Source organism: Kribbella sp. CA-293567, assembly GCF_027627575.1.
Classification (GTDB): Bacteria; Actinomycetota; Actinomycetes; order Propionibacteriales; family Kribbellaceae; genus Kribbella.
In genome coordinates this window covers 1,827,683-1,850,996 of the sequence record NZ_CP114065.1, presented here as the reverse complement: position 1 = coordinate 1,850,996, position 23,314 = coordinate 1,827,683, and the positions used below count along the sequence as shown (strand labels likewise).

Here is a 23,314-nt window from a genome sequence, read left to right as displayed (position 1 = left end):
CTCGCGAGTCCCGCACAGACCGGCTCTATCGCCGGCTGACCCGCCACTTGCCGACCAGGTAGCCGACGACAGCAAGAGCCTCTAGGACGGCAAACAGCCCGGTGATGATCGACAGCGAGCCGAGGTCGTCCCGGGCCGCTTCGACCGCCCACACCGCTCGCGCCTTCTCCGGCCGCTCGACGGCGTACTCGACCGGCAGTGTCGCCTGCACCTTGAGGAGACGCTCACCGAGATCGGCGCCGGTCTTGAACTCGTACTCCGTTCCGCCCACGACGTACTGGACCACGACGCTGCCGGAGCCCTTCGAGAGCCAGTGCGGGTCGATGAACCCGACCACCTTTCCTTCGGTCACGGCTGACGGCTCGTCCCAGGCACGGGCTGTGTACCAGGACTGCGCGGCCAGCGCACCGAAGCACACGATCATGCACGCCAGGAACGCGATCAGCGAGCCGGGCACCAGCGGCTCCCCCGTCCGCCGCCAGCCGCTCGCGAACTCGGCTGTGTGCTTACCTTCCGGGCTCACATCACCCGCAGCAGCGGCAGCCGGGCTGATGCCACGGACCCAAAGCACACCGATCACTACGATCAACATCACCAGCCAGGCCGTCACGACGCCCACACCGATCCCGGCGCCGATCCACGCGGTGTCAGCGGTACTCCGCCCAGTTGCCAGAGCGAACGCCGAGCCCCCTGCTGCCCCGAGTGCGGCGCTCAACGCCATCCCGCCGAGGATGATCCAGCTCGCCACCGACGACCGCGACTCGGCCGACTCGTAGACGGTGGCCGGGCCCCGCACGAACACCCAGCTGAGGATCAACCGGACACGCGCCATACCGAAGTCTCCCCCGAGTGGTGTTGGTCCCTGGCCCTGCACCCGACGTCCAGCTGGCTGCTCACCCAGATAGCGCGCCTCAATCACGCAACGGCTTACGTTCAGTCGACTCCGGCGCTCCCGCCGTCCACCTTCGTGGAGCTCGGCGGGCTGAGGTCACCCGTTGAGGGCTTATGCGGCTGAGTGGTGCTGGTCGAACTTGACCACCAGGTGAGTGTCGAGCGCTTGGGCGATCCGCTCGAGCAACGCCAGCGTGGGGATGGTTCCTCCGGCTTCGAACCTCGCCAGCGCCGACTGCGTCATCCCTGCGGACTGCGCCAACCGCGTCTGGGTCCAGCCGCGTTCTTCGCGCATCTGCCGCACGGCAGCACCCAATTCGAAGGCACGCCGAGCCGCGTCGTACGCCTGGTCGGCTCCGGGCTCATCCATCCGCTCCCGCCGGAGCCCGTCCCAACCCTGTCGATCCGACACCTCAAGCCTCCTCGGCCGTAGACACTTCGTGCGACTCCTCGACACACCGCCGAAAGACCCTGCGCGCTCTCTCGACCTCGCGCGTCTCTCGCATCCTCGTCTTGCGGAAGACCGTCAGCAGAACGATCCGCCGATCAGTGGCGATCCAGTAACTGATCCGCATCGCATCCTGCTCGAGCCAGAACCGCAGCTCGCGGAGTTTGCCGTCGAGTTGTTTCGTGTATGGCTCGCCGAGCAGAGGCCCGCGCTCGGCGAGAAGGTCGATGTAGAAGGCGGATCTCGCGAAATGTTCGGTAGGAAGTTCCTCGAGCCACGCCCGTACCTCGGCTTCAAGTTCAACGGTACCCCAGGTCATAGCAAGGATGCTATAGCGATCCGATCACCGTGCGTAATCGAACTGGACCTGTTGATAGGACAGGGCGCGCGCCCTTGGCGGTCAGGTGAGGCCGAGGCGTTTGCTGAGGCGGGGGCCTCGTTTGATCTTGATGTCGCCGAGGATGGCGGTGCCGCGGATGTGGAAGACCTTGACCGGCCCGGTGGACTGCTGGCCGGCGGGGCCGCCGATGCCGGCTGCCTGCTCGGAGACCGAGCCGAGGATCGGGTTGCTGTCCAGGTGGACGATCGCGTTCTGCGGGACGCGGATCTTGACGTCGGCGAGGATGGACTTCACGTCGATGTAGATCTCGTCGTACGGGACCTGCGCCTCGGTGTAGTCCAGCGTCACGTCGCCGAGGACCGCGTTGACCTCCTGGCGTTGGGCCGCGAGCCAGCCGCCGGTGCGCTTCTGGTCGGACAGGAAGACGTTGATGACCGGCGCGTGCACGGTCATGCCGGGCTGCGGCTGCGGGTGGTGCGCGACGGCGGACGCAGTGGGCGCGGTGGGGCCGTTGGGGAGGTCGGAGGCGATCTCGACCAGCTCGCCGTAGGTCTTGGCGGAGTACAGGGTCTCGAGCCGGTCCTCCAGCTCGGTGTAACTCAGCCTGCCTTCGGCCGCAGCTTCCCGCAGCACGTCGGCGACCTGTTCGCGCTCGAAGTCCGACACCCGTCTGCGCAGCGCCAGCTCGTCACCGGTCGGCGCCGCCTGCGGCGTCTGCTCCGGCCGAGGCGCGTCCTGCGGGCGGTTCGGCGGGTAAACCTCGTCTTCGGCCACAGGAAAACTCTACGCCGCTGCCCGGCCATCGCCGATAAGGAACAACCCCGGCCTGCCCCTGAGGTTGTACCGAGCGACAGGCAGTAGTGCCGCGCCTCGGCACCGCTCACGCTCAGCGCCGCGCCGGCTGACCGGAAAAGGGGCACTACTGCCTGTCGCTCGGTACGCCGCGTACCCGGGCAGGCGGCGTGGGAGCGACGGAACTAGGCTGGTGGGGTTCTGAGACCACTTGCCTGGAGGTACGCCGGTGTCCGCCGACTTCAACTACTCCGAACTGCTCCCGCTCGGAGCCGACGACACGGAGTACCGGCTCCTCACCACCGAGGGAGTGAGCACGTTCACCGCGGGTGGGCGCACCTTCCTGCAGGTGGAGCCCGAGGTGCTGCAGCAGCTCACCGCCGAGGCGATGCACGACATCTCGCACTACCTCCGGACGGCGCACCTCAGCCAGCTGCGGCGGATCATCGACGACCCGGAGGCATCGGGGAACGACCGGTTCGTCGCGCTCGACCTGCTGAAGAACGCGAACATCTCGGCCGGTGGCGTGCTGCCGATGTGCCAGGACACCGGTACGGCGATCGTGATGGGCAAGAAGTCCGAGGGCGTGCTCACCGGCGCCGTCGACGAGGAGTGGATCAGCCGGGGCGTGTACGACGCCTACACCAAGCTCAACCTGCGCTACTCGCAGATGGCGCCGCTGACGATGTGGGACGAGAAGAACACCGGCTCCAACCTGCCGGCCCAGATCGAGCTCTACTCGACGCCGGGCTCGGCCGCGGCGGATCCGGCGTACAAGTTCCTCTTCATGGCCAAGGGCGGCGGCTCGGCGAACAAGTCGTTCCTGTTCCAGGAGACCAAGGCGGTGCTCAACCCGGACGGGATGATGAAGTTCCTGGACGAGAAGATCCGCTCGCTCGGTACGGCGGCCTGCCCGCCGTACCACCTGGCGATCGTGGTCGGCGGCACCTCCGCGGAGTACGCGCTGAAGACGGCGAAGTACGCGTCGGCGCACTATCTGGACGCGTTGCCGACGACGGGATCGCCGCTGGGCAACGGGTTCCGCGACCTGGAGCTGGAGCAGAAGGTCTTCCAGCTGACCCAGGACTTCGGTATCGGCGCGCAGTTCGGCGGCAAGTACTTCTGCCACGACGTGCGGGTGATCCGGCTGCCGCGGCACGGCGCGTCCTGCCCGGTCGCGATCGCGGTCTCCTGCTCCGCCGACCGCCAGGCGCTGGCGAAGATCACGCCGGAGGGCGTGTTCCTGGAGCAGCTCGAGCGTGACCCGGCGCGGTTCCTGCCGGACACCACCGACGAGCAGTTGCCGGACGACACCGATGTCGTCCGGATCGACCTGAACCGGCCGATGGCCGAGATCCGCACGGAGTTGTCGAAGCTGCCGGTCAAGACGCGGCTGTCACTGAACGGCCCGCTGGTGGTGGCCCGTGACATCGCGCACGCCAAGATCAAGGAGCGCCTCGACGCGGGCGAGCCGATGCCGCAGTACCTGAAGGACCACGCCGTGTACTACGCCGGCCCCGCGAAGACCCCCGAGGGCTACGCCTCAGGTTCGTTCGGCCCGACCACGGCCGGCCGGATGGACGCCTACGTCGACCAGTTCCAGGCGGCCGGCGGCTCCTTCGTGATGCTTGCCAAGGGCAACCGCTCGGCCAAGGTCACGGCCGCCTGCAAGGAGCACGGTGGCTTCTACCTCGGCTCGATCGGCGGCCCCGCCGCCCGCCTGGCGCAGGACTGCATCAAGTCCGTCGACGTGATCGAGTACGCCGAACTGGGGATGGAGGCGGTCTGGAAGATCGAGGTCGAGGACTTCCCCGCCTTCGTGGTCGTCGACGACAAGGGCAACGACTTCTTCACCGACACCCGCAAGCCGGTCCCCCTCACCACCCGCCCCCGCAGCTGAGGCGCCGATGAGCACCCGGGACGCCCCGGCCCAGATCGGCGACCTGCCACCCCTCGGCCGCCCGGCCAACAGCGCCCTGCTGCTGGCCGGGATCACCACCCTCGAACAGATCGCCACCCACTCCCGCCGCGACCTGCTCGCCATCCACGGCGTCGGCCCCAAAGCCGTCCAGCTCCTCGAAGCCGCCCTCACCGACCACGGCCTCACCTTCGAGCACTGACCTTCGCGAACTGACCTTCACGAACTCACCAGGCGTGCGATCGGCCGTCGGTTCAGTCGACCCGTTCTCCGGGGCTGCTGTAGTCCCAGAGCCTTTCGAGATGGAGAGCCAGCCCGGCGAGACTGCGAGTGTCGAACAGGTGATTGAGGACAGCTACTCGATCCTGGACGACCCGCTCGGACACGCCTGCCTGCCGCGCGATCTGACCGATCGTTCGCCCGGGCCGGATCGCTGCCACGACCGCCCGATCGGTACCACGCAACGCCAGGTACCACGCGACGTCGTGATCCCAGATCCGCTGGAGGGCGATCGAGAACTCGCGCCGCTCCCGGACGCTGCAGCCGAGAGCAGCGAGAAACCGCTCGAGGTTCTGTTCCTCGGGCGTCGCGCGACCGTTGAACCAGTCGTCGAGCATCGCGCTGTTCAGCTCGACGAACGCCGCCATACTGCGAATTCCGGTCAGCCCCTCACGTTCGGCCAGCCGCCGCAGCGCAGTCCCCAGGGCTGCTCTGGACCTGATGTTGCGCAACGAGCCACTCTCGATCGCGAGCCGTTCGACGCTGGAGCCGATCGGTCCGAGGTGCCGCTCGAGATCGACTCGCCGTGAGGTCGTCGCGTCGGCCGGGTCCTCCGACGGTGGCTCCACGGGGTCGACGACCGTGACCGACCACGGTGAGCGCTGCGGACGACTCATGCCTCGGCGTACCCCGTTCCAGTGCGCCTTCAGTGCTGCGATCTCGACAGTCGACGCACCACATGCCCGAGCGAACGCCTCCGCCAACGGCCAGCCAGGAAGCTTCTCTCCTTTGGCCGCACGCTGAAGATGCACATGCGAGTAGTTCGCCTGGACGGCGAGCTGCCGATAGGTGCGACCGCTCCGAGTTCGCAACCGGCGCAGCTCGATGGCGAACTCGACCACCGGTCCGCCCGCGGGATCGAGGACGCCCTCATGCCGCGGCATCGTCGTTCTCCGGGTCACGCGGCGGAGGCAGAGCTGTGGGCTGAGCGGCAGGCGGGAGAGTCGTCGTTCCTTCGGACACGCCGGCTCTGACAAGGACGGCTGCCAGCATGGCGATCCGGGCAATCCTGTCCAGTACGGCGATCAACCAGGCGGTCATCGGGCCAGGCGCGACCGGGATCGTCGGCGTCATCTGCGCCCATGAATCCGACACCTGCCTGGGAGAGCCGGGCTCGGGCCGCTCGCCGCGACTGCTGGTCAGCTTTGTAGCCGCAGCTGCCCCCGCGGTAGCGACAGCGATCACCAGGCCGCCGATGACTGCGGGGGTCTGTCCCTGCAGAAGCAGCACAAGGGTGACCGCCAGCCCGCTGACGGCGAGAAAGATGAACCCGCGGAAGGCGAGCACGTGGGCCGGGAGGGCCGATTGCCGGCGGGGCCGGCGGCGCGGAGTCTTACGGATGGGTGTCATCGACACCGTCCCCTTCCTCATGGCGAGGGAGGGAATCCCCGCTGATCGCGGGGATCCAGGTGGACCGGGCTTGGGGAGGGGTGGCCAGCAGTTCCGAGACCTAGCGCCTTGGCGTCGCTAGACGATGCTGTTCAACTGTCCTGACGTGCGCATCTGTGGTCGGAGTCGGGATCGCGAGCCCCCAGCGGCATCCCTCATCTTCTTGAAAGATAAGGCTCCTGGTGCCTTGACGCCACTGTTTCGCCACCTGCTGCACGACTGTGACCCAAGTAGTACCAGTGCGACAGTGGTACGCAAGGTTGGTACCCGCCCACGGCCTTGTTCGTTGGTACCCGCCGAATCTGGTACCAGCCGACGTTTCCCCAGGTCAGCGGCCTGTTCGGGCAACCTGCGAAGCGAAAGCCGAGGCTTGCCTCTTGGCGTCGGTATCAAGAAGTCCGATGATGGGGACCCGGCCCTCGCGCCGGCACACCGAGCACCGTCCGTTGGACCGGGCGCACTCGGCAGTCCCGGGTCCCTCTGCTTGGCGCGGAGGGACCCGGCATCGTCTCCAGCCGGATGACTGCGGCGTCATCACGACCGCGGGAGTCAGCCCAGGAGTTCTTCGGCTATGTGGGCTACCGCGTAGCCGGTGGGGGCTTCGGGGAGGCGGAGGTCGGGGGCTGGGCGCCAGTCCTTCCAGTTGTCGGCGAAGGGGGTGGTCCAGGACTCGACGTCGCGTACTGCGGTGTGGGCGTCGGCGATGATGCGGTCCGCCTCGGCCTGGGTGAAGCGGCCGGTGGCGACGGCGCCTTCCAGTTCGTCTTCGTCCTTCCACTCGATCCGGCGGTCCGGGTGGATCCAGAGGTCGAGGACGTAGTCGAGTGAGGTGGTACGGCGGGCGGCCAGGTCGCGGTCGTGCTCGGCTTCGAGGTTCACGTACCACCCGAGGAAGGTCTCGTCGGCCGCCCAGAAGTGCCACACCGACCAGGGTTTGCCGGCCGGGGACGCCTTCAGGATGCCGGTGCCGTGCCAGATGTCGAGCTTGAGCACCCGCTCGTCGGTGAACATGCCCTCGGGGCCCGCGTGCCGCAGTTCGCGGCCGTCGACGAGGACCGGTTTGATCAGTGGCGTGCCGGGGGCGAGCCAGGCGACCAGGCCGTCCGCGTCGTCGCGGATCACCGTCATCGGCCGCACCTGGGGATAGTCGCTGAACTGTCCCGAGCCCTGGTAGATCCACTCGATCGTCGTCCCGGGCTCCCAGTACAGGTCGAGGCCGGGCGACGCCTCTGCCGTCACGAGTCCGCCGGGCGGGTCATCGAGAGCAGGTCGAGGGCGGCGTCGAGCTGCGCCTCGGTCAGGTCGCCGTTGCTGACATGACCGTTCTCGATCACGACCTCGCGGATCGACTTGCCCTGCTTGAGCGCGCTCTTGGCCACCGCGGCCGCGTTCTCGTAGCCGAGGTACTTGTTCAGCGGGGTGACGATCGACGGGGACGACTCGGCCAGCGCGCGGGCGTGCTCGACGTTCGCCGTGATGCCGTCGACACAGCGGTCGGCGAGCAGCACCGACGCGTTGCCGAGCAGCTGGATGGACTCCAGCAGGTTGCGCGCGATCACCGGGAGCATCACGTTCAGCTCGAAGTTGCCGCCGGCCCCGGCCACCGTGATGGTGGTGTCGTTGCCGATCACCTGCGCGGCCACCATCAGGGTCGCCTCGCAGATCACCGGGTTCACCTTGCCCGGCATGATGCTGGAGCCCGGTTGCAGGTCCGGCAGCGCGATCTCGCCGAGGCCGGCGCGCGGCCCGGACCCCATCCAGCGCAGGTCGTTGCAGATCTTGGTCAGGCTGACGGCGATCGTCTTCAGTTGCCCCGACAGCTCCACCAGCGCGTCGCGAGCACCCTGCGCCTCGAAGTGATCGGCCGCCTCGCTCAGCTCCAGCCCGGTCCGCCGGTTGAGCTCCGTGATCACCTTGCCGGCGAACCCGGCCGGCGTGTTGATCCCGGTGCCCACCGCGGTCCCACCGAGCGGCAGCTCGGTCACCCGCGGCAGGGTCGCGCGGACCCGGTCGGCGCCCCGGCTGATCTGCGCGGCATACCCGTCGAACTCCTGGCCGAGCGTCACCGGCGTCGCGTCCATCAGGTGCGTGCGCCCGGACTTCACCACCGTCGCGAACTCGGCACCCTTGGCGGACAAGGACCGCACCAGGTGCTCCAGCGCGGGCAGCAGGTCCTGGACGACGCCGGCCGTCGCGGCGACATGGATCGCCGACGGGAAGGTGTCGTTACTGGACTGGCTCGCGTTGACGTGGTCGTTCGGGTGCACCTCGGCGTCCAGCGCCCGGGTCGCGAGGGTGGCGAGCACCTCGTTGACGTTCATGTTGGTCGAGGTACCGGAGCCGGTCTGGAAGACGTCGATCGGGAACTCGGCGTCGAATTCCCCGGCGCTGACCCGGTCGGCGGCCGCGACGATGCCGTCGGCAAGCTTCCGGTCCACCACCCCGAGCTCGGCGTTCACCACCGCGGCCGAGGCCTTGATCTGCGCGAGCGCGTGCACAAGGGCCGGCGCCAGCGGTTGGCCGGAGATCGGGAAGTTCTCCACCGCGCGCTGGGTCTGGGCCCGCCACAACGCGTCCCGCGGCACCTTCACCTCGCCCATCGTGTCGTGCTCGATCCTGAATTCCACGTTGTCTCCCATACCTGCAGAGTACGTCGATCCGCGGCGTCGGCCCGGACTGATAGAACCGTTGTGGACAACGACACACGAGGGAGCATCCATGCGCTTCACGCAGGCATTCGAGATCACCAAATGGGACCAGTCGACCTACGACGAGTCCGGTGAGCTCACCCTGGGCCGGGCCGTCGTCGGCAAGACCTTCACCGGCTCCAAGCTCGAGGGCGCCGACCTCGACCAGGTCGAGGGCCTCGAGGGCACCAGCACCGCCGAGCTGCTGATGGTGGGCACCGCGCAGGGCCCCGCGGCGTACACGGCGGTCGAGCGCTTCACCGGCACCCTGGCGGGCCGTGACGGCACCTTCGTCATCGTGCACGGCGCGAGCGCCGACCAGACCTCGTCACCGGGCAAGATCGTCGCGGCCGACGGTGACCTCACCGGTCTGACCGGCACGGTCGTCTACGAGCACGACGACCAGGGCCCGCGCCTGACGGTGGACTACGAGCTGCCCTGATAGACGTAGTAGGTCTCGGCCCGTCCCTGCAGCCGCACCGGGACGGGCCGCACCACGCACTCGCCGAAAACAGCCCGTACGGCGTCCTCCAACGCACCGGACGCCGACGAGGACCACACGCTCAGTACTCCGCCCGGCGCCAGCCGCTGCCGGCACTCGGCCAGAAAGCTCGCTTCGTAGAGCGCTGAATTCTCGTTGTAGACAAGGAAATCCGGACCGTTGTCGACATCCAGCAACAGCGCGTCCAGCGACCCCACAGCCGCACCCAGTACGACGTCGCGCACGTCCCCCACCGCGACCCGCACCCGCTCGTCCTCAAGCACCGACGGCACCAGCCCGTCCCGCATCCACTGCACCACCGCCGGCTCGATCTCCGCCACCAGCACCGATTCCACCCGCTCATCGGCGAGCAGTGCGCGGACGGTGTAGCCGAGCCCCAGCCCGCCCACCAGCACCCTCCGCGGACGCAGTACCGAGGACAAGGCCGCCGACGCGAGCAGCTCCTCGCTCGACGTCTCCACGTCGTCCATCACGAACACGCCGTTGACCCGCAGCTCGACGGCTCCGTCCTCCCGGCGTCGCAGCAGGAGTTCACCCCGCTCGCTGACCGCCCGCGCCAGCTCGCTCAGCGGTCAGTACCAGCCCTTGGCCTTGGAGTGCGACCAGGCGCCGCACGGCGAGCCGTGCCGGTTCTCGATGTAGTCCAGGCCCCACTTGATCTGGGTGACCGGGTTGGTCCGCCAGTCCTTGCCGTACGCCGCCATCCGGTTGCCGGGCAGCGCCTGCGGGATGCCGTACGCGCTGGAGGTCGGGTTGTCGGCGGTGACCTTCCAGCGCGACTCCTTGTTCCACAGGCTCTCCAGGCAGCTGAACTGGCTGGCTCCCCAGCCGTGGTCGCCGAGCAGGTTCCGGGCGATCTCCTTCGGCGTGCCTTCGAGCTTCTTGCGCTCCGCGTCGCGGGTGGCGCGCTCCTCGCGGGAGCTCCGATCGGTCTTCTGCAACGCCTTGTAGCGGGCCATCGCGGTGTTCTTCGCCTTCTGCCGCAGGTCGGAGGCGTCCTGGGCGGCCCGGCGCGCGGCGTCCACGGCCTCGATCTGGTTGCGGAGCTGGATGACTTCCTGGGCCTGCTCGGCGGCGCTCTTCGGCTTCGGCGTCGGCGACTTGGCCGCCTGCGCCCGCTCGCTGTTCAGCACGGCCATCTCGGCGCGCCCGGAGACCGGATCGGACGCGGCGTTGCTCCCGGGGGAGCTGAAGAGGTCGAGACCTGCGACAACAGAGACGACGGCGATCCCACAGACTGCGAGAATCGCGACCGAGCGCTTCGCTTTCATCTGTCCTTCCGAGTTACCCGACCCCCGTCGGCTGCAACAGGTTCATACTCTGGCCTAATCGGAGCGTGATCACAACAACGCCCCAACGAACGGTGCGGCCACCCGACGGGTGGCCGCACCTGTTACCGCGAAAGTCTTACTTCTGTTTTACAGACGTCCCTACAACTGGACGTCCTCCAGCATCTCGGTGACCAGGGCCGCGATCGGCGACCGCTCCGAACGGGTCAGCGTGACGTGCGCGAAAAGTGGGTGACCCTTCAGCTTCTCGACCACCGCGACGACGCCGTCGTGCCGGCCGACCCGCAGGTTGTCGCGCTGCGCGACGTCGTGGGTGAGCACCACCCGCGAGTTCGCGCCGATCCGGGACAGCACCGTCAGCAGCACGTTGCGCTCCAGCGACTGGGCCTCGTCGACGATCACGAACGCGTCGTGCAGCGACCGGCCGCGGATGTGGGTCAGCGGCATCACCTCGAGCATGCCGCGGTCCATCACCTCGTCGATCACGTCGCTGCTGGTCACCGCGCCGAGCGTGTCGTGCACGGCCTGCGCCCAGGGCGCCATCTTCTCCGACTCCGAACCGGGCAGGTAGCCGAGCTCCTGACCGCCGACCGCGAACAGCGGCCGGAAGACGACGACCTTCTTGTGCTGCCGGCGCTCCATCACCGCTTCCAGCCCGGCGCACAGCGCGAGCGCCGACTTGCCGGTGCCGGCGCGGCCACCGAGCGAGATGATCCCGACGTCGGGGTCCAGCAGCAGATCCAGCGCGACGCGCTGCTCGGCCGACCGGCCCCGCAGCCCGAACGCCTCCCGGTCGCCGCGGACCAGCCTGATCCGCTTGTCCGGCATCACCCGGCCGAGCGCGCTGCCGCGCTCGGACAGCAGCACCAGCCCGGTGTGGGTGGGGAACTCCCGGCCCTCGGGGATGTCCAGCACGCCGTCCTCGTACAGGCTGTCGACGTCGCTGGTCGGTACCTCCAGCTCGCCCATCCCGGTCCAGCCGGACGACTCCAGCGCCAGCTCGGCGCGGTACTCCTCGGCGTCCAGGCCGCAGGCCGAGGCCTTGACCCGCATCGGCAGGTCCTTGGAGACCAGCGTGACGTTGCGGCCCTCGGCCTGGAAGTTGCAGGCCACCGCGAGGATCCGGCTGTCGTTGTCGCCGAGCCGGAAACCGGCCGGCAACCCCTCGGGATCGGTGTGATTGAGCTCGACCCGGAGTGTTCCACCCTTCTCCCCCACTGGCAGGGGTGCGTCCAGCCGGCCGTGCTTGACCCGGAGTTCGTCCATCAAGCGCAACGCGGTGCGAGCGAAGTAGCCGAGCTCGGGGTGATGCCGTTTTGCCTCCAGTTCGGTGACTACGACCACCGGGATGACGACCTCGTGCTCGTCGAAGCGCACCATCGCGTGCGGATCCGACAGCAGGACCGAGGTGTCCAGCACGAAAGTGCGCTGGTCCGGCGTGGATGAGGGGGTTGACGCCTTGGCGTGGGTGGCAGCCATGTCGCACGTCCTCTCGGACCGCAGCGTGCACCACGCCCGGCCCACCAGTGGTTAGGTGTTGGACCGGGTCCGGACCCGGAGGTCTGGTGCAGACCCCCTCCGTCCCGCAGCACGCACGGAACCGGAAATCAGTGAGGATGAGACCGTGGGTCTCGGGCACTCCGTTCGGCGCCTCATGGGGCTACCGGCGAGCAATGAAGTCTCATCTGATCGGGCCTCCCGGACGACCGGCTTCCCCTCCGACCGTCACTAAGGACTGTAGGTCCGTCCTGCAAACGCCGCAGCCCGACACGCCCGGCCACGGGGTTAACGGCTTGTTACGCGTTTCCCTCCAACGGACGACGCCGCTCACCCCGCCGAGGGAGCCGGTACGCCGGCCCCTCGTCGCACGCTGTCGGCATGGTGAAAAACACGCTCGGTTACGCCACGTCTCTCTGGTCGCTGACCTACGGCGTGCTGGGGATCTACTGGACGGCAGGGGGCGCCGGCTACCCGTTCGCTCGGGTGGACGACGACCGTGCGACCGCTTCGATCCTCGAAGGAGCGCCGGTCAGCGTGGTCGGCCCAGCAATGGCCGTGGTCGGCCTGCTGGGAGCGGTGGTCGCACTGGTGATGACACTGCGGGAACCGAGGACACGCAGTACCGGGCTCAACCGCCTACTCCACGCGTACGCCGTACTGCTGGCCGTCCTGCTGGCACTGGTCATTCCCGACTACACCCCACTGGCCGTGCTGGCGTTCTCCCCCGCGCTCCTCGTCTTCGCCTTCACCGGCGTCCCCGGCGCCCAGGACGGCATCGGCGACATCCTGTACTGGCATCGCGTCAACATCCTGCTCGTCTTCCTGGGCGGTCTCCTGTGGGCCGCTACGGCCGTCAGACATCACCGGAGGTCCCGTCAGGCCTGCACGGGCTGCGGACGCGACGACAGCCCGCTCAGGGCCTGGCAGACACCCGAAGGAGCGCTGCGGTGGGGGCGTCGCGCAGTGCTGATCGCTGTCGTTGCCAACGTCCCCTACGAGTTCACCCGGCTCGCCTGGTACTTCGGCTGGCCCCTGGGCATCACCGACGAGTTCCACCAGATGATGACCGACACGCCCGGCATGCTGGAGATGGGCCTCGCGCTGGCCCTACTGGGCATTGGCGGCAGCATCCTCACGCACGGGCTGGTGCACCGCTGGGGCGAGGTCTATCCGCGCTGGATCTGGCTCAAAGCCGGTCGGCCGGTACCACCCCGGCTGGCGATCGTCCCGGCCTCGATCGTGGCCGTGGTCCTGATCCCGGCCGGTCTGATGAACCTCCGGCTGCCCGGTGACAACGCCGGCTCCGAATGGGGCCTGGCTCTGCCCGGCACCCTCTGGGTTGTCTGGGGCGCGGCACTGGCCGCTGCCACCTACGCCTACCACCTCAGGCGCCGTACGACGTGCCGCCGCTGCGGCCGAGGCGCCCCGGTCGCGGCAGGACTCCCGGAGCTCAGGTCCCGAAGCGGCGCTCCCGCTGGGCGTAGCTCCGGATCGCCCGCAGAAAGTCGACGTGGCGGAAGTCCGGCCAGAGCGCCTCGCAGAAGTAGAACTCGCTCAGCGCGCTCTGCCACAGCAGGAACCCGCCCAGCCGCTGCTCCCCCGACGTCCTGATCACCAGGTCGGGATCCGGCTGGCCCTTGGTGTAGAGGTGCTCGGCGATGTGCTCCACGTCGACCCGCTCGGCCAGTTCCTCGATCGAGATGCCCTTCGCGGCCTCTTCGAGCAGCAGCGACCGGACGGCGTCGGCCAGCTCGCGGCGGCCGCCGTACCCGACGGCGACGTTGACGATCATGCCCTGCACGTTCTGGGTGGCGGTCTCGGCGCCCTTCAGCACCTCGGCAGTGGCACCGGGCAACAGGTCGAGCGCCCCGACCGGGTGGATCCGCCACCGGCCGGTCCCGGTCAGCTCCTCGACCGTCGACTCGATGATCCGCAGCAACGGCTCCAGCTCGTCGGCGGGACGGGTCAGGTTGTCGGTGGAGAGCATCCAGACGGTGACCACCTTGACGCCGACCTCGTCGCACCAGTGCAGGAACTCGGTGATCTTGGTGGCGCCGGCCTCGTGGCCCCGGGAGACCGGATCGCCGGCGGCCCGGGCCCAGCGGCGGTTGCCGTCGATGATCACGCCGACGTGGCGCGGCATCCGGTCCGGCGACAGGGTGCGCGCCAGCCGGCGTTCGTACAGTCCGTAGACCACGTCGCGCAGCTTTGCCTTGCCAGGTGTCCGCATCAGCAGGTGCTCTCCTCGAAGCTCTCCGGCTTCTGAGGCTAGCGGAGTTTCCGGGTCCCGTAGAGTGATCGAACTTTTCCTCCGGTTCATGCGTCGGACCCTCCGGGGAGACTGTTCCCGCTGGTGATCTCGCCTACATTTCCTCCCGATCGCACGTGAACCCACGCCTCCGTGGATTACGGTTGCGTCCGTGATCGCTACGCGTACGAGAGGACGGCGATGACGGCCGAATCCGGGACCAGCACCCCGACCGGAGGGTCCTCTCCCGAGCCGGAGCACGAGCACGGTCATCACCTGACCGACCGGCTCGCACCGCTGAAACCGAAGCTCCGCGGCTGGCTGCACACCGGCACCTTCCCGCTCGCGACCGCGGCCGGCATCGTGCTGATCTGTCTCGCGCCGACCACCAGCGCCCGCTGGGCCGCGGCCGTCTACACCCTCGGCTCGATGCTGCTGTTCGGCATCTCCGGGCTCTACCACCGCTTCTACTGGGGTGCGACCGGTGAAGCGATCCTGCGCCGGCTCGACCACAGCAACATCTTCCTGCTGATCGCCGGCACCTACACCCCTCTGGGGGTGGTGCTGCTGCGCGGCAACGACCGGATCCTGCTGCTCAGCCTGGCCTGGGGCGGCGCCCTGATCGGCATCCTGTTCCGGATCTTCTGGGTGGGCGCCCCGCGCTGGCTCTACACCCCGATCTACCTGGCCCTCGGCTGGGTGGCGATCTTCTGGATGGGTGACTTCTACCGCCTGGGCGGCGCGGCCGTGGTCACGCTGCTCGCGATCGGCGGCGGGCTCTACTCGATCGGCGCGGTCGTCTACGGCACCAAGCGGCCGGATCCGTCACCTCGCTGGTTCGGCTTCCACGAGATCTTCCACGCCTGCACGGTGGCCGCCTTCATCTGCCACTACATCGCGGTCAGTATCGCCACCTACAACGCGGCGTGACCTCGGGCCCGATCTGAAGACCAGCTGAAGAGTTCCCGGCATCATCGGCAGAAACCGATCGCCGGGGGGCCATCATGCACAGCACCACCGTCAGTGCCGGACTGGCCGAGCTCGGCCGCGACGCACCTGACGAACGCGCACTCACCCGTCTCGTCGGCGAGGTCACCGGCCGGCCTGACACCGTGCCGACCGCAGCCCGGGTCGAGGTCTTCGACTACGAGATCGGTACGCCGAGCACCGAAGCCCTGCTGCGGGTACTGGGCACGGCCGAGCGCCCGTCCGGCGAGACCGTCGAGTGGTCCGTCTTCGTCAAGAAGCTCCAGTCCGCCCGGCACTGGCCACTGATCCACCTGATCCCGGAGCCGTTCCGGAACCACTTCATCGACAACCTCCCCTGGCGACTCGAGGTCGCCGTCCACCGAAGCACCATCGCGACGCTGCTGCCGGACGGCCTGAGGCTGCCGAGACTTCACCAGCTCACCGAGTACGACGACGACCGCGCGACGCTGTGGATGGAAGACGTCGACCAGTTGCCCGGGTGCTGGCCGCTCGCCCGCTTCGAGCACGCCGCGCACCTGCTCGGCCGGCTGTCCGCCCGTCGTCAGTTGCACCTGGTGGAGCCGTTCCTCGACCGGCCCGGCGTCCGCGTCCCTGGGATCGGACTGAGGTACTACGCCACCGGCCGGGTTCTGCAGCGCGCGATTCCGATGCTGGCCGACGACCAGACCTGGCTGCACCCGCTGCTGGCCGAGGCGGTCCGCTCGACCGGCGACCACGGGCTCCGGGACGAGCTGCTCGTGCTGGCGAACCGGCTGCCCGCAGTACTGGATCGGCTGGAGGCTCTTCCGCAGACTTATCAGCACGGGGACGCGAGCCCGCAGAACCTGCTGGTGGCGAAGGACGAACCGGACGAGTTCGTGGTGATCGACTGGGGGTTCGACTGCCCGCAGGCGATCGGCTTCGACCTCGGCCAACTGCTGGTCGGCCTGGCGCATGCCGGCGAACTGGCGCCGGAGGAACTGCCTGCCATCCACACGGTCATCCTCGCGGCGTTCCGGGACGGAGTCGCCGCTGAGGGAATGACAGTGACCGAGGACGAGGTGCTCTACGGCTACCTCGGTTCGCTGCTGGCACGGGCGGCCTTCACCGCCCTGCCGCTCGAAGCGCTCGGCAAGACCACCGAGTGTGGTCTCGAGCTGTTCGAGCAGCGGGTGCGGCTCACTCGTGCGCTGGTCGATCTGGTATCGAAGGTCAGCTAGGGGTGAGAACGAAGACGCGGATCTCCCGGCCGCTGCGGACGACGTACGTGTCGTAGGCGGGCCAGACCTTGGTGACGAGAGGCCAGACCCGCTCCCGCTCAGCTCCTTCGGCCAGCTCGGCGCGGACCTGGAGCTCGCGTCCACCGGGCAGAGCGACCGTGGCCTCACTGGACGCCAGCAGATTGCCGGACCAGGCGGGGTGCTTCTGCTGACCCCAGTTCGAGGCGGTGACGACGTAGTTGTCGCCGTCGGGCGCGTAGATCAGCGGCACGGTCCGGGGCAGCCCGGACTTGCGGCCCCGGGTGGTCAGAAGCAAAGTGGGCAAGGCGGATCGGCCGAGGATGTTCACCCTGCCACCGGTCCGTTGTTGCAGCCAGCGATCGACCGGCACCAGAGCGCGACCAGCAGCGGCGAACCAGGGCCGATGCCCTAACGAGCGGATGACATTCGTGTACCAGCCCATGCACGAAGTCTGCCGTCACCCCGAAGGCGGGTATGCAGGTGGGTATGAAGAGCATCCGGTTCGCAGTACTGGTAGCCACCGCCGGCCTGGTCGTGACCGGGTGCGGTGACGAATCCGATCCTGGCGCGGGCAGTACGCCGTCCGTTCCCGGTCCGTCGACTCCGGTCGTCAGCCTTTCGTCGCCTACGCCCGGTGGCTCCGGGCTGCCGCTGACCGTCAGCAGGACGGGCGGTTTCGCGGGCTTCGACGACCGGATCGTGGTCGGCACCGACGGCGTCGCGAGCGTCACCTCGAGAGGCGGCAAGGCCAGCCGCTGCAAGTTGGAGACCGGTTTCCTCGGCTCGCTCACCGAGGCGGCGAAGCAGGTCGACTGGGTCTCCGTGGGAGTCACCAAGCCGACCGTCCGGCACCCCGACGACATGATCGTCGCGGTCTCGGCCAACGGTGGGCTGACCCGGCTGGAGGACCCGAAACTGAAGCCGATGGTGACCTCGGTGAGCAAGCTGCTCACCGAAGCCACCAAACCCGGCAACCTCTGCAAACCGGTCTGACCAGCTGGTCGTGACTAGCTGGTGGTCGCCGCCACGTCGTCGATGACGAAGCTCGTCTGCAGGGACGAGTCCTCCTGGCCGAGGAACCTGATGGTGACCGTCTTCCCCTTGTAGGGCAGCAGGTTGAGCGTCTTCTGCACGTACGACGTCGACTTGTTCAGGTTCGAGTACGTCGCCAGCGTGGTCGTCGTCGTGCCGTCGATGACCTGCACCTTGACGGTGTCGTAGACGGTCGACGTGGTGGTCTCCGCGGAGTCGATCCGGATCCACAGCGACAGGGCCGCAGCGGTCGCCGCCGCCGGGACAGCCACGGACTGGCCGAGGTTCTCGGTGCCCGTGATGCCGTTGCCCTGCAGCCACGCCTTGTAGCTGCCGGTCCGCGCGGGCTTGCTGCTGCTGTTGGTGATCACGCCCGAGGTCCCGGTCCAGTTCACCGCACCCGACTCGAAGCCGGGGTTCTTCAGCAGGTTGGTGCCGGTCGGCGGCTCGGTGCTGCCGTAGTCCTTCTGCGCGTAGTTCCAGATCATGTGGCCGATCGCGTCGATCTGGCGGTCCAGCGAGGTCAGGTTGAGGTTGTTGATGTTGTCGCAGGAGCGGTGGTAGCAGGGGTCGTACGCCGCGCCGGCGGTGCCACCCCACTTGGTCGCCTGTGCCGAGGTCTTGGTGCCCTCCGCGCCGGAGAACGTGCCGGCCGTCGCGATCCCCAGCGAGCGGAAGGCCGCGTGGTCCGAACGGCCCTGGACGTCGACGTACTCGGTCTGGATGCTCTTGCTGGTGAAGTAGCTGGTCAGGTCGTCCCGCGCGCCGTTGCCGGCCGGGTTGTCGTTGTAGACGAAGTAGCCCGGGTTCGGCGAGCCGATCATGTCGAAGTTGAGGTAGAGCTTGACCTTGGCCCGCTCGGCCGACGGCAGGCTGTTGACGTAGTACTTCGAGCCGAGCAGACCCAGCTCCTCGGCACCCCAGAAGCCGAAGCGCAACCGGTTCTTGGCCACCTGACCGCTGGCGGCGTAGGCGAGCGCGGTCTCCAGGACCCCCGCGCTGCCGGTGCCGTTGTCGTTGATGCCGGGGCCGGAAGTGACGCTGTCCAGGTGCGCGCCGGCCATCACGACGTTGTTCGCGTCGCCGTACGGCCACTCCGCGATCACGTTGTACGACGTGCCGGAGGAGGTGGAGAACGACTGCAGGGCGGTGGTGTAGCCGGCCGCGTCGAGCTTGGACTTCACCCAGTTGGCCGACGCCAGGTAGCCGGGCCGGCCGGTGGCGCGGTTGCCGCCGTTGGCGGTGGCGATCGACTGGAACTGGTCCAGGTGCGCCTTGGCGTTGGTGACCGAGATGTCGGGCGAGACGACGGCGGTGCCGGCACCGGCACCGGCGCCGGGGACGAGGACGGCGGTGGCGACCAGGGCGGTGCCGAGTACGCCGTACAGGGGGGACTTGAGCATGGGGACTCCCTTTGCCTCACAAAAAGAAGGGGCTCACGAAAAGCAGCCGGGGCGCACGGCCGGGCGGGCCGTACGCCCCGGACTGTTCACAGCGGGACAAACCGTTCGGTGACTAGCCGATCAGCGACGTGTCGTCGACGACGAAGCTGGTCTGCAGCGAGCTGTCCTCGTTCGCCAGGAACCTGACCGTGACCGTCTTGCCGGCGTAGGCGCCGACGTTGAAGGTCTTCTGCGTGTAGGTCGTGTTCTTGTTGAGGTTGGAGTACGTCGCCAGGGTGGTCGTGGTGGAACCGTCCACGATCTGCACCTGGAGCCTGTCGTACACCGTCGAGGCGGTGGTCTCGGTGGTGTCGATCCGCAGCCAGAAGGACAGCTGCGCGGTCGAGGCACCGGCCGGGATGGCGACGGACTGGCCGACGTTGGCAGTGGCGGTGACACCCTTGCCGCCGAGCCAGGCCTTCCAGGAACCGCTACGAGCCGGCTTGGTGGCGCTGCTGGTGACGACACCGGTGGTACCGGTCCAGTTGACCGCACCGGACTCGAAGCCGATGTTCTTCAGCCGCTCCGAACCGGTCGGCGGGACGACGGTGCCACAGGAGGCGGCACCGGCCGGGACGGTGATGCCGTTGAACGCGGCCTGGATGCCGAGGCACTGGGCCGAGTTGGCGCCGTACAGCGTCTTGGCAACGGTGATGGCGCCTTCACGGGCGTCCTTGTAGGTGCTGCCGGAGGTGAGCTTGGTGGCCAGGGTCTGGTACCAGACCTTGGCGGCCACGTCGCGGCCGACCGGGGTGATGGTGGTGCCGTCACAGGAGGTGCTGCTGTGCGTGACGCCACCGATGACCTTGCTGCCGGTGCCCTCGGAGGCCAGGTAGAACCAGTGGTTCAGCGGGCCGGAGGAGTAGTGCGGGTCGAGCCCGCCGACGCTGGTCGACCAGCAGTCGCGGCTGGAACCGTCCTTCGACGGCTTGTCCATGTAGCGCAGCGGCGTGTTGTTGCCGTTGATGTTGATCTTCTCGCCGACCAGGTAGTCACCCGGGTCGGCCGAGTTGTTCGCCGAGAACTCCACCGCGGTCCCGAAGATGTCCGAGGTGGACTCGTTCAGGCCGCCCGCGTCGCCGAAGTAGTTCAGGTTCGCGGTCGCCTCGGTGACACCGTGGCTCATCTCGTGACCGGCCACGTCGATCGACGTCAGCGGCCGCTGGTTGCCCGAGCCGTCGCCGTACGTCATCTGGGTGCCGTCCCAGAACGCGTTCACGTACGCGTTGCCGTAGTGCACGCGGGACCGCGCACCCTGGCCGTTGTTGAAGATGCCGTTGCGGCCGTGAACGTTCTTGTAGTAGTCCCAGGTCAGCTGCGCACCGTAGTGCGCGTCCACGCCGGCGGTCTGGCGGTTCGCGGTGGTGCCGCTGCCCCAGGTGTCGTCGGGGTCGGAGAAGACCGTGCCGGTACCGGAGGTCGCGCCGTTCAGGTCGGTGGTGTTGTTGCCACCGCGGCTCGGGTCGGTCATCTTGAAGCTGCCGGTGGTGCCGGAGGTACCGATACCGACGGAGCCGGAGTACATCGAGTTGCCGTTGCCGGTCTTGATCTCGTCGTCCTGGGCGAGGACGACGCCGGTCTTGGCGTCGATGAACGAGTGCAGCACCGACGGCGTCTGGTCGGCCTTGACGCCGGTCGTGACGACCTCGTAGGCCAGCACCGGCTTGCCGGTGGCGGCGAAGACGACCAGCGTCCCCTTGTTGCTCGTTGCCTTGAAATCGGCGGCCTTCGAGCCCTTGGCCAGGGCGGCGGCCTGGGACAGCGTCGGCTTGGTCGAGGCGACCCCGACGGCCTTGGCGCCACGGTTGTAGATGACGCCCTTCGTCGCGCCGTCCTTGCGCTCGACGATCAGGTCACCACCCACCACCTTCAGGCCGTTGAAGGTGCGGTCGTACCGCACGTGCTCGGTGCCGTCCGCGTCCTTGACGACGTCGCGGACCTTGAGCACCTCACCGCCGGCCAGACCGAGAGCTGCGGCCGTCTGCGCGGTCAGCGCCTGTTCGGCCTGAACGGCGGCCGGCTGGTTGAAGCCGGTGGCCTGGAGCGGAGCCGTACGGTCAGTGGCTCCTGCGGGCGACATTGCCAGCCCCGCAGCTGCGACGATGACCACCGCCCCTGCTGATGTCAGTCGTTTCAAGACAACATCTCCTCACGGTGTGGTCGCTGTTTGGGCGCAGCGACCAATTCAATTGGGGACGCCGGATGTTCTGGCCCAGAAGTGTCACTGTCACTTGTGACCCTGTGTGTCAGTACATGCGAGTTCTGTTACACCCGACTGAGGGAGGACTCTGGACCTGTCAGGGGGCAGAGTCAAGCGATTCCACCGAAATGACAGGGAAAACCCGCACTGGCGCAGGTTGTCAATCCCGCGAGGTCAACTCACGCCGAAGGTCTTCCGGCAACACCACCGGCAACCGGCAGGTGAACTTCTGACACACGAAGGCGGCCGGGTGATCGCCGGCCAGTCCACGGCCGGCCAGCAATGGAACGTTCGAACCGGCCGGACCAGTGGCGATCGCGGTCCCCCACGGCGCGTTCTTCAGCGCCACCGCCAGAAGCTCCGGGGATTCACCGACGATGGCGATCTCCAAGGGGCCCGCGGCAAGGGTTTCGGCCACCGCCAGCGCGCGGCCGGCGAAGCGCGGCGCCCGTTCGGCGATTGCCACGGACAACTGCAGTGCTTGCTCGGCGGCGGCCTCGTAGCGGGCCGATCCGGTCACCGACGCCAGCGTCGTGAACGCTTCGGCCGCGAGCGAGACCCCGGACGGACTGGCGTTGTCGGTCGCGTCCTGCGGACGCCAGACCAGTGCCTCGGCGTCGCCGGCAGTGTCATAGAAGATGCCGTCGGCAACGAATTGTTCGAGCACCCGGTCCAGCAGGGTTTGCGCCAGGTCCAGCCACGCGCTGTCGCCGGTGACCCCCACCAGCGTGAGGCACGCCTGCGCGTACGCCGCGTAGTCCTCCAGGACCCCGTGCGCGCTGCCGACCGCGCCGTCGCGCGAAGTACGGTGCAGGATCCCGGCCTGGTCCAGATGGACTTCCCGGATCAATTCGGCCGCCGCCACCGCTGCCTCGACGTACGCGGGCTTGCCCAGTACTACGCCCGCTCGCGCAAGTGCCGTGATCGCGAGACCGTTCCAGGCGGCAACCACCTTGTCGTCGCGGCCGGGATACGTCCGGGCGCGACGGGCCTCCCGGAGTACGGTCCGGGCGTTCTGCCAGCGGGCCAGGTCGTCGGGATCGCGACGCAACTGGAGGACGGAGGTGCCGTGCTCGAAGGTGCCGGTGACCTCACAGAGGTCGATCACCCAGTCGGCGTCGTCGCCGAGCAGGTCGTGCAACTCGGCGGGCGTCCAGACGTAGTACCGGCCCTCTTCTCCTTCGGTGTCGGCGTCGAGCGCGGAGGCGAAACCGCCTTCCGGCGTACGCAACTCGGCCAGCAGGAAGTCGGCGGTCTCGGTGGCGATCCGCTCGGCCAGCGGCTCCTCGGTGACCGCCCACCACTGGGTGTAGACGTCGAGCAGCAGCGCGTTGTCGTAGAGCATCTTCTCGAAGTGCGGAACGACCCACTGCCCGTCGACGCTGTACCGCGCGAAACCGCCGGCCAACTGGTCGTACATCCCGCCCCGCGCCATCCGCTCACAGGTCTGCGTCACCATCGCGAGCGCTTCGGCCGAGCCGGTCCGCCGGTGATGCCGGAGCAGGAAGTCGAGCACCATCGACGGCGGGAACTTCGGCGCCCGCCCGAAGCCGGCGTCGACGGGATCGAAGTCCGCCCTCAGCAACGCGGCGGCCTTCTTCAGCGTCGCCTCGTCGATCGCCCCCTCGCCCGCCGCCGTCCGCGCGCCGAGCTGATCGACCACCGAGCGGCCGACCTTGTCGATGTCCGCACGCTTGGTCCGCCAGGCGGTGACCAGCGATTCCAGCACCTGCCGGAAGGTCGCCATCCCGTGCCGCGGCTCGGCCGGGAAGTACGTCCCACAGAAGAACGGCTCCGCCGCCGGCGTCAGGAACACCGACATCGGCCAGCCACCCTGCCCGGTCATCGCGACGGTGGCCTGCATGTAGATCGCGTCCACGTCCGGCCGCTCCTCGCGGTCGACCTTCACACAGACGAAGTTCTCGTTCAGGTACGCCGCGGTCGCCTCGTCCTCGAACGACTCGTGCGCCATCACGTGACACCAGTGGCAGGCGGAGTACCCCACCGACAGGAACACCGGCACGTCCCGCTCCCGCGCCTCCGCGAACACCTCCTCCGACCATTCCCGCCAGTGCACGGGGTTGCCGGCATGCTGCCGCAGATAAGGCGAAGTCGACCGGCCGAGCTCGTTGGAAGCCATACCCCCA

Annotated in this window: 22 protein-coding genes; 6 read left to right on the top strand and 16 right to left on the bottom strand. The window is 68.3% G+C overall.

Annotated elements, in window-relative coordinates; genetic code table 11:
* Nucleotides 1-25: 25 nt before the first annotated feature.
* The 4 genes from OX958_RS08955 to OX958_RS08940 form a co-directional block, all read right to left on the bottom strand.
* Complete coding sequence (locus OX958_RS08955; protein ID WP_270136746.1) at nucleotides 26-832, bottom strand: hypothetical protein; 807 nt, start codon at nucleotides 830-832, stop codon at nucleotides 26-28.
* Nucleotides 833-1,003: 171 nt separating this feature from the next.
* Complete coding sequence (locus OX958_RS08950; RefSeq protein ID WP_270136745.1) at nucleotides 1,004-1,303, bottom strand: helix-turn-helix domain-containing protein; 300 nt, start codon at nucleotides 1,301-1,303, stop codon at nucleotides 1,004-1,006.
* Between the two features lies 1 nt (nucleotide 1,304).
* On the bottom strand, nucleotides 1,305-1,658 hold the full coding sequence (locus OX958_RS08945; RefSeq protein WP_270136744.1) for a type II toxin-antitoxin system RelE/ParE family toxin: 354 nt from the start codon (nucleotides 1,656-1,658) through the stop codon (nucleotides 1,305-1,307).
* 81 nt (nucleotides 1,659-1,739) lie between these two features.
* Nucleotides 1,740-2,453, bottom strand: a complete 714-nt coding sequence (locus OX958_RS08940) for a DUF1707 SHOCT-like domain-containing protein (RefSeq protein WP_270136743.1) — start codon at nucleotides 2,451-2,453, stop codon at nucleotides 1,740-1,742.
* 247 nt (nucleotides 2,454-2,700) lie between these two features.
* Between OX958_RS08940 and OX958_RS08935 the strand changes: the two genes are divergently transcribed.
* Together OX958_RS08935 and OX958_RS08930 are read left to right on the top strand one after the other, a co-directional pair.
* The gene (locus OX958_RS08935) at nucleotides 2,701-4,371 is read left to right on the top strand and encodes a fumarate hydratase (RefSeq protein WP_270136742.1); all 1,671 of its coding nucleotides are present in this window, start codon (nucleotides 2,701-2,703) and stop codon (nucleotides 4,369-4,371) included.
* Between the two features lie 7 nt (nucleotides 4,372-4,378).
* The gene (locus OX958_RS08930; RefSeq protein WP_270136741.1) at nucleotides 4,379-4,591 is read left to right on the top strand and encodes a hypothetical protein; all 213 of its coding nucleotides are present in this window, start codon (nucleotides 4,379-4,381) and stop codon (nucleotides 4,589-4,591) included.
* 52 nt (nucleotides 4,592-4,643) lie between these two features.
* Here OX958_RS08930 and OX958_RS08925 read toward each other — a convergent pair whose 3' ends face one another.
* The 4 genes from OX958_RS08925 to OX958_RS08910 form a co-directional block, all read right to left on the bottom strand.
* Nucleotides 4,644-5,552: a helix-turn-helix transcriptional regulator gene (locus OX958_RS08925; protein ID WP_270136740.1), complete on the bottom strand. Its 909-nt coding sequence runs from the start codon at nucleotides 5,550-5,552 to the stop codon at nucleotides 4,644-4,646.
* A complete protein-coding gene (locus tag OX958_RS08920) occupies nucleotides 5,539-6,018 on the bottom strand; it encodes a hypothetical protein (protein WP_270136739.1) in 480 nt (159 codons plus the stop codon). Before OX958_RS08920 ends, OX958_RS08925 begins: the two co-directional genes overlap by 14 nt.
* A 588-nt stretch (nucleotides 6,019-6,606) precedes the next feature.
* On the bottom strand, nucleotides 6,607-7,296 hold the full coding sequence (locus OX958_RS08915; RefSeq protein ID WP_270136738.1) for a DUF402 domain-containing protein: 690 nt from the start codon (nucleotides 7,294-7,296) through the stop codon (nucleotides 6,607-6,609).
* The gene (locus OX958_RS08910; protein WP_270136737.1) at nucleotides 7,293-8,696 is read right to left on the bottom strand and encodes a class II fumarate hydratase; all 1,404 of its coding nucleotides are present in this window, start codon (nucleotides 8,694-8,696) and stop codon (nucleotides 7,293-7,295) included. Before OX958_RS08910 ends, OX958_RS08915 begins: the two co-directional genes overlap by 4 nt.
* Before the next feature lie 79 nt (nucleotides 8,697-8,775).
* On the opposite strand from OX958_RS08910, the gene OX958_RS08905 reads away from it, so the two are divergent.
* Nucleotides 8,776-9,186 carry a DUF3224 domain-containing protein gene (locus tag OX958_RS08905; protein ID WP_270136736.1) on the top strand — a complete coding sequence of 137 codons (411 nt, stop codon included), beginning with the start codon at nucleotides 8,776-8,778 and terminating at the stop codon, nucleotides 9,184-9,186.
* Here OX958_RS08905 and OX958_RS08900 read toward each other — a convergent pair.
* The 4 genes from OX958_RS08900 to OX958_RS08885 all read right to left on the bottom strand — a co-directional run bounded on the left by OX958_RS08900 (nucleotide 9,171) and on the right by OX958_RS08885 (nucleotide 14,265).
* Nucleotides 9,171-9,716 (bottom strand): spermidine synthase, encoded by a 546-nt coding sequence (locus OX958_RS08900; RefSeq protein WP_270136735.1) that lies wholly within the window; start codon nucleotides 9,714-9,716, stop codon nucleotides 9,171-9,173. The two genes, OX958_RS08905 and OX958_RS08900, sit on opposite strands and share 16 nt — an antisense overlap.
* Nucleotides 9,717-9,818: 102 nt before the next feature.
* A complete protein-coding gene (locus OX958_RS08895; RefSeq protein ID WP_270136734.1) occupies nucleotides 9,819-10,517 on the bottom strand; it encodes a hypothetical protein in 699 nt (232 codons plus the stop codon).
* Nucleotides 10,518-10,676: 159 nt separating this feature from the next.
* The gene (locus OX958_RS08890; protein WP_270136733.1) at nucleotides 10,677-12,014 is read right to left on the bottom strand and encodes a PhoH family protein; all 1,338 of its coding nucleotides are present in this window, start codon (nucleotides 12,012-12,014) and stop codon (nucleotides 10,677-10,679) included.
* Between the two features lie 1,471 nt (nucleotides 12,015-13,485).
* Complete coding sequence (locus OX958_RS08885; protein WP_270136732.1) at nucleotides 13,486-14,265, bottom strand: isoprenyl transferase; 780 nt, start codon at nucleotides 14,263-14,265, stop codon at nucleotides 13,486-13,488.
* 219 nt (nucleotides 14,266-14,484) lie between these two features.
* On the opposite strand from OX958_RS08885, the gene trhA reads away from it, so the two are divergent.
* Nucleotides 14,485-15,213, top strand: a complete 729-nt coding sequence (trhA, locus tag OX958_RS08880; protein WP_270136731.1) for a PAQR family membrane homeostasis protein TrhA — start codon at nucleotides 14,485-14,487, stop codon at nucleotides 15,211-15,213.
* 74 nt (nucleotides 15,214-15,287) lie between these two features.
* Nucleotides 15,288-16,472, top strand: a complete 1,185-nt coding sequence (locus tag OX958_RS08875) for a phosphotransferase (protein ID WP_270136730.1) — start codon at nucleotides 15,288-15,290, stop codon at nucleotides 16,470-16,472.
* Here the strand turns inward: OX958_RS08875 and OX958_RS08870 are convergent.
* Nucleotides 16,465-16,935 (bottom strand): nitroreductase/quinone reductase family protein, encoded by a 471-nt coding sequence (locus OX958_RS08870; protein WP_270136729.1) that lies wholly within the window; start codon nucleotides 16,933-16,935, stop codon nucleotides 16,465-16,467. The two genes, OX958_RS08875 and OX958_RS08870, sit on opposite strands and share 8 nt — an antisense overlap.
* Nucleotides 16,936-16,979: 44 nt before the next feature.
* Here OX958_RS08870 and OX958_RS08865 point away from each other — a divergent pair, with 44 nt between their 5' ends.
* The gene (locus OX958_RS08865) at nucleotides 16,980-17,486 is read left to right on the top strand and encodes a hypothetical protein (protein ID WP_270136728.1); all 507 of its coding nucleotides are present in this window, start codon (nucleotides 16,980-16,982) and stop codon (nucleotides 17,484-17,486) included.
* Nucleotides 17,487-17,500: 14 nt separating this feature from the next.
* Here OX958_RS08865 and OX958_RS08860 read toward each other — a convergent pair whose 3' ends face one another.
* The 3 genes from OX958_RS08860 to OX958_RS08850 form a co-directional block, all read right to left on the bottom strand.
* Nucleotides 17,501-18,928: a M28 family metallopeptidase gene (locus tag OX958_RS08860; protein ID WP_270136727.1), complete on the bottom strand. Its 1,428-nt coding sequence runs from the start codon at nucleotides 18,926-18,928 to the stop codon at nucleotides 17,501-17,503.
* A gap of 112 nt (nucleotides 18,929-19,040) precedes the next feature.
* Nucleotides 19,041-21,104 (bottom strand): M4 family metallopeptidase, encoded by a 2,064-nt coding sequence (locus OX958_RS08855; protein WP_270136726.1) that lies wholly within the window; start codon nucleotides 21,102-21,104, stop codon nucleotides 19,041-19,043.
* A gap of 223 nt (nucleotides 21,105-21,327) precedes the next feature.
* Entirely contained in the window at nucleotides 21,328-23,307 is a 1,980-nt protein-coding gene (locus OX958_RS08850; protein ID WP_270136724.1) for a thioredoxin domain-containing protein, read from the bottom strand.
* Nucleotides 23,308-23,314: the final 7 nt, after the last annotated feature.

Coding starts and splice junctions, on each gene's coding strand:
- OX958_RS08955 (WP_270136746.1), bottom strand. CDS start 832: ATGGCGCGTGTCCGGTTGATCCTCAGCTGGGTGTTCGTGCGGGGCCCG.
- OX958_RS08945 (WP_270136744.1), bottom strand. CDS start 1,658: ATGACCTGGGGTACCGTTGAACTTGAAGCCGAGGTACGGGCGTGGCTC.
- OX958_RS08930 (WP_270136741.1), top strand. CDS start 4,379: ATGAGCACCCGGGACGCCCCGGCCCAGATCGGCGACCTGCCACCCCTC.
- OX958_RS08925 (WP_270136740.1), bottom strand. CDS start 5,552: ATGCCGCGGCATGAGGGCGTCCTCGATCCCGCGGGCGGACCGGTGGTC.
- OX958_RS08920 (WP_270136739.1), bottom strand. CDS start 6,018: ATGACACCCATCCGTAAGACTCCGCGCCGCCGGCCCCGCCGGCAATCG.
- OX958_RS08910 (WP_270136737.1), bottom strand. CDS start 8,696: ATGGGAGACAACGTGGAATTCAGGATCGAGCACGACACGATGGGCGAG.
- OX958_RS08905 (WP_270136736.1), top strand. CDS start 8,776: ATGCGCTTCACGCAGGCATTCGAGATCACCAAATGGGACCAGTCGACC.
- OX958_RS08900 (WP_270136735.1), bottom strand. CDS start 9,716: ATGGACGACGTGGAGACGTCGAGCGAGGAGCTGCTCGCGTCGGCGGCC.
- OX958_RS08895 (WP_270136734.1), bottom strand. CDS start 10,517: ATGAAAGCGAAGCGCTCGGTCGCGATTCTCGCAGTCTGTGGGATCGCC.
- OX958_RS08890 (WP_270136733.1), bottom strand. CDS start 12,014: ATGGCTGCCACCCACGCCAAGGCGTCAACCCCCTCATCCACGCCGGAC.
- OX958_RS08885 (WP_270136732.1), bottom strand. CDS start 14,265: ATGCGGACACCTGGCAAGGCAAAGCTGCGCGACGTGGTCTACGGACTG.
- trhA (WP_270136731.1), top strand. CDS start 14,485: ATGACGGCCGAATCCGGGACCAGCACCCCGACCGGAGGGTCCTCTCCC.
- OX958_RS08875 (WP_270136730.1), top strand. CDS start 15,288: ATGCACAGCACCACCGTCAGTGCCGGACTGGCCGAGCTCGGCCGCGAC.
- OX958_RS08870 (WP_270136729.1), bottom strand. CDS start 16,935: ATGGGCTGGTACACGAATGTCATCCGCTCGTTAGGGCATCGGCCCTGG.
- OX958_RS08865 (WP_270136728.1), top strand. CDS start 16,980: ATGAAGAGCATCCGGTTCGCAGTACTGGTAGCCACCGCCGGCCTGGTC.
- OX958_RS08860 (WP_270136727.1), bottom strand. CDS start 18,928: ATGCTCAAGTCCCCCCTGTACGGCGTACTCGGCACCGCCCTGGTCGCC.
- OX958_RS08850 (WP_270136724.1), bottom strand. CDS start 23,307: ATGGCTTCCAACGAGCTCGGCCGGTCGACTTCGCCTTATCTGCGGCAG.